The 3677-nt window shown below is 66.4% G+C and carries 1 protein-coding gene; it reads right to left on the bottom strand.

The window, feature by feature from the left end; genetic code table 11:
* Positions 1-3677, bottom strand: a 3677-nt coding sequence (locus ACFXHE_RS44035; protein WP_379391749.1) for an amino acid adenylation domain-containing protein, incomplete at both ends; no start/stop codon positions are given.

The following is a 3677-nucleotide window of genomic DNA, read 5'->3' as shown; positions in this document are numbered from 1 at the left end:
TTCACCTGCGGGTACACGGTGTGCAGCGTCTCGTGCCGGCCGATCACATCGGCCACGGCCAGCTGCAGCGCCTCCACATCCAGCGCACCGGTCAGCCGCACCGCGACGGGCACGTTGTACGCGGCCGAGGCGGTGTCGAACTGGTTGAGGAACCACATGCGCTGCTGCGCCAGCGACAACGGCACACTGTCCGGACGCTGCCGCGCAACCAGCGGCAGCCGGTCCCCCGCACCGACCGCCGACGCGAGACTTGCCGCCAATCCGGCCACGGTAGGCGCTTCGAACAGGGCACGCACCCGCACCCGGATGCCGAAAGCCGCGCCGAGCCGAGCCGCGACCTGCGTGGCCAGCAGTGAGTTACCACCGAGCGCGAAGAAGTCGTCATCCCTGCCGATACTCTCCACACCGAGCACCGCGGCGAACACCTCGGCGACAGCGATTTCGGCTTCACCCTCAGGAGCCCGGAACTCACGCGCCGCGAAAACCGGTTCGGGCAAGGCCTTCCGATCGAGCTTGCCACTGGTGTTGAGCGGGAAAGCGTCCAACACGACAATCGCGCCCGGAACCATGTAGGCGGGCAGTCTCGCAGCCGTCGCCACGACCAGTTGCTCCTGGTCGATGGGGGAGCCCGGTGCCGGCACCACATAGGCGACCAGCTGGTCACCCAAGGCGTTCGGCACCACCACCGCGACCGCCTGACTGACGGAAGGCTGTGCCAGCAGCGCGATCTCGATTTCACCGAGCTCGATACGCTGACCACGGAACTTCACCTGGAAGTCGGTGCGGCCAATGTATTCGAGACGGTCCGGCTCGGCACGCCACACCACGAGATCACCGGTGCGGTACATGCGCTCACCCGGCTCGAACGGGTTCGCGACAAAACGATCCGCAGTCAAATCCGGCCGACCCACATAACCGCGCGCCAGTTGGCCGCCGGCCAAATACAGTTCACCCGGCACCCCCGCAGGAACTGGTCCGAGGCGCGAATCCAACACGTATACGCGGCTGTTCCACTGCGGCACACCGATGGGAACAGTGTGCGCGTCGCCGCCCTCGGCCGACCAATGGGTGATCGACACCGCCGCTTCGGTCGGACCATACAGGTTGTGCACCTTGATACCCGCACCCAGCGCCAGAACCGCATTGACCGTCTCCGGCGGCAATGCCTCACCGATCGCGAAAACGTCACGCAGGGTCGGCATCGAATCCGGCCGCGCGTACGCTGCGAACACAGTCAACATCGACGGCACGAAGTCGGTGACTGTAACGCCCTGTGCGGCAATGGTTTCGGCGATGTAGTCGGCATCGCGATGGCCATCGTGGGTAGCTACCACCAGCTGTGCGCCAACACGCAACGGCATGAAGTAACCCCACAACGACACATCGAAGGTCGTGGCCGTCTTCTGAAAATAGACGTCGTTCGGGCTCATCGGATACTGCGCCAGCATCCACGTCATCTGATTGTGGATCGCGCCGTGCGAGACCGCCACACCCTTCGGCCGCCCCGTCGAACCCGACGTGAAGATCACATAGGCCGGATTCTCCGCGCGCACCGGACCCCGCAACTCGGCGTCCGCCACAGGTTCCGTCGAGAACCGCTCGAGCGCAACCGTATCCAAGTGCAGCACCGGGGTACCGGCAGGCACCACGACCGCGTCCGCGGTGGTGGTCAATACACACGCCGGCTTCGCGGTGTCGAGAATGTGGGCGATGCGCTCGGCCGGGTGATCAGGATCCAGCGGCACCCACGCACCACCCGCGGTCACGATCGCGTACATACCGACCACGAGATCCAGCGAGCGGCGAATCGCCAATCCCACCAGAGATTCAGCGCCGACGCCCTGTGCGATGAGCAGACGTGCAAGTTGATTCACGCGAGCATCGAACTCGCGGTAGGTGAGTTGTTGTCCCTCGAAAGTGACCGCGACCCGCGCCGGGAACTGCGCAACCGCGCGACGATACCCGTCGAGTAGTAGCTCCGAGTGGATCTCGTGCCGGGTGTCGTTGCGGTCCATCAGGATCCGGGACCGCTCCCCGGCCTCGAGCAATTCGATCGCACCGACAGCGACAGAAGTATCGGTAGTGATGGCGTCCAGGACCCGGCCGAACCGGTCGATGAACGACCACACGGTCGGCTCGTCGAACAGGTCGGTGGCGTAACCGAATTCTGTGACGATCCCCGCCGGGGAGCCGTCCTCGTTGTACAGGTCGTAGACCGTGATCTGCAGGTTGGTGTTGGACAGCTGCACATCGAACTCGACCGGAGTCACGTGCAGCCCCGGGAGGTGGAAGGCGGCCTCGGCCAGGTTCTGGAACGACAGGCCTACCTGGAACAGCGGGTTGCGCGCGGTGGAGCGGACCGGGTTGAGCACCTCGACCAGGCGCTCGAACGGGACGTCCGCGTTGGCGAACGCCTCGAGGTCGCGCTCGCGCACCTCGGAGAGCAGATCGGCGAAGCTGGCATTGCCGTCGACTTGGGTCCGGAACACCAGGGTGTTCACGAACATGCCGATCATGTCGTCGAGTTCGCGTTCACCGCGACCGGCGATCGGGGTGCCGACCGCGATGTCGTCGGTGCCCGAGAGCCGGGCCAGCAGCACCGCGAGCGCGGCGTGCACGACCATGAACAGCGAGGCGTTGTTGGCGCGCGCCAGCTCGTGCAGCTTGGCATGGCGTTCGGCGTCGATGTTGAAGCGCAGCGCCTTGCCGTGGGCAGACTGGGCCGCATGGGATCGACGGCGCTGGGCGAGGCTCGGCCGGTCGGACGGCAGTTCCAACTGGTCCGGCAACCCCGCCAGGGTGCGGGTCCAATACGCGATCTGCTTGGCGGCCAGCGAATCCGGGTCGTCCTCGGAACCCAGCAGTTCGCGCTGCCACAGCGCGTAGTCGGCGTATTGCACCGGCAGCGGGGTCCATTGCGGCGCTTCGCCGTTCACGCGGGCCACATAGGCGGCCATGATGTCGCGCGCCATCGGGGCCATGGAGGCGCCGTCGGCGGAGATGTGATGCACCGTGAACGCCAGCACGTGCTCGGTGCTTTCGCTGTCGATGATGCGGAACAGCTTGACGGCGAGGGGCACCTCGACGGTGACGTCGAAGGTGGTCATGGCGAATTCGATGATCTTGCCGAGCAGTTCGCCCTCGGTCACCTCTTCCAGCGGCACTGAAAGGTCGGGCTGCGAGACGGGCACGATCACCTGGTGCGGGCCGTCGACTGTCTGCGGGTAGATGGTCCGCAGCACCTCATGACGGGCGATCACGTCGGCGATGGCCTGCTTCATGGCGTACAGGTCCAGCGCGCCGGTGAAGCGGACCGCTGCCGGAATGTTGTCCACCGCGGAAGTGCTGGTGTCGAACTGGTTGAGGAACCAGTAGCGCTGCTGCGCCGGGGACAGCGGCAGGTGCGCGGGCCGCTCACCGGCGACCAGGCTCGGACGCCGGCCGGAACCGGCATTGCGTTCCACCCGCGAGGCCAGCGCCGCGACCGTGGACGCCTCGAACAGATCGCGCACCGCCAGCTGGGTGTCCAGGGCCGCGCCGAGGCGGGCGGTGACCTGGGTGGCGATCAGCGAGTTGCCGCCGAGCTCGAAGAAGTCGTCGTCCAGGCCGACCCGTCCGACGCCGAGCACGTCGGAGAAGATGCCCGCCACGATCTCCTCGATCGGGGTGGACGGGGC

This window comes from Nocardia sp. NPDC059229 (genome assembly GCF_042754165.1).
Taxonomy (GTDB): Bacteria; Actinomycetota; Actinomycetes; order Mycobacteriales; family Mycobacteriaceae; genus Nocardia.
This window is presented reverse-complemented; position numbering and strand designations above follow the sequence as displayed.